The sequence below is a fragment of the Mycobacterium alsense genome (assembly GCF_002086635.1).
In the GTDB taxonomy this organism is placed as follows: domain Bacteria; phylum Actinomycetota; class Actinomycetes; order Mycobacteriales; family Mycobacteriaceae; genus Mycobacterium; species Mycobacterium alsense.
In genome coordinates, this window is record NZ_MVHD01000128.1 from 1 (window position 1) to 1,150 (window position 1,150).

3 protein-coding genes are annotated in these 1,150 nt (G+C 65.0%); all 3 read left to right on the forward strand.

Annotation, left to right across the window (positions count from 1 at the left end; all coding sequences use genetic code 11):
• Nucleotides 1-273: hypothetical protein (locus BST11_RS27805; protein ID WP_083141169.1), on the forward strand; the 273-nt coding region annotated here is incomplete at its 5' end.
• Entirely contained in the window at nt 273-581 is a 309-nt protein-coding gene (locus tag BST11_RS26795) for a hypothetical protein (protein WP_083141170.1), read from the forward strand. The genes BST11_RS27805 and BST11_RS26795, both read left to right, overlap by 1 nt.
• Before the next feature lie 30 nt (nt 582-611).
• Nucleotides 612-1,150 (forward strand): hypothetical protein (locus BST11_RS26800; protein ID WP_142276617.1); only part of this gene is annotated, 539 nt, incomplete at its 3' end.

Consider the following 1,150-nt stretch of genomic DNA (forward strand, 5'->3'; position numbering starts at 1 on the left):
TGGGATGAGCGTGAGCAGCAGCATGTGGATGCTGCGGTGCGTGCCGCGGATCATGTGGCCAAGCTGCAAAGCCTTCTCAACGCCGAGTTGCGCGGCGAGAAGCGGGCGTCGATCGCGGCGAAGCTGATGGCTGAGATCCGGCTTCAGGATCAGGTGGTCGCTGACCACCTGGCTCGCATTCAGATCGGCGATCTGCCGGTGGCGAAGTCGCCACAGCACCGGGACGCGGCGCAGAAGCGTTGGGGTACGCCACGGTCGAAGCGGGGCGCGTAATGCCGATCATCGACGACGAGGCTGTGGGCCGCCGCAGCGGCGTGTACGAGGCGGTCATGGAAGCCATCGAGACCGAGCTGAGCACCCACCGCGCGAACAAGGTGACGCCGACGCCGATCTTCGAGCGGTGGTTGGAACAGATGCGTGCTCGGCGCCCGGTTGATGTGCCGGCGTATCTGTTGCCGAAGTGGGCGCGGCCGCGGTTGGAAGCTGGCCGGCCGATGCAAACAGCGTTGGTGTCGCCTGATGGCCGGGTGCTGTTTCGTGCCGAGTCCGCGGCCGAGACCGTGGAGCGGCTCGGTCTGTGATTACCGCTAACGGTGAGGAGAAAAGCCCAAATGTCTAAGAGCCTGAGGGGCGGCGCGATGTTCTCATGGGGCAGCAGCGCGCTTGTGGCCGAGAAAACCTTCGGCATTATGCCCGCTGTCGAGGGCAGTTTCGGGTTCGTGGCGATGATCGGGACGGCTAATAGCTCGGTCACCGCCGACGACCCACCCACAGTCACCTGGTACGACGACACGCCGCTCACACTGTTGGGCAGCGTGACCCTGAACGGCCGCGACACCCTGCTTTATGGGGGCGTCCCCGGCACCACCGGCTTCATGGGCTTCCAGTGCGCGCCGGGGACAGCATTCTCCGGCACCATTTGCGCGTTTCCGACTGAAGGCGTGTCCAACTTGGCGGGGCCGCTGCAAACGGCGACGGGCGCCGACGATGCCACAATCGACCTCACCGGCGGCGCGAATTTCACCACGTTCGTGATGGCGTTCTCGATATCAGGCCCGGACCTGCCAGCGATCTTCGACGTAGAGCCAAACGTCACCCTCGTCGCCGGCGGCATGCCGTCAATACAGACGCAGCGTATGGGAGGCGATGC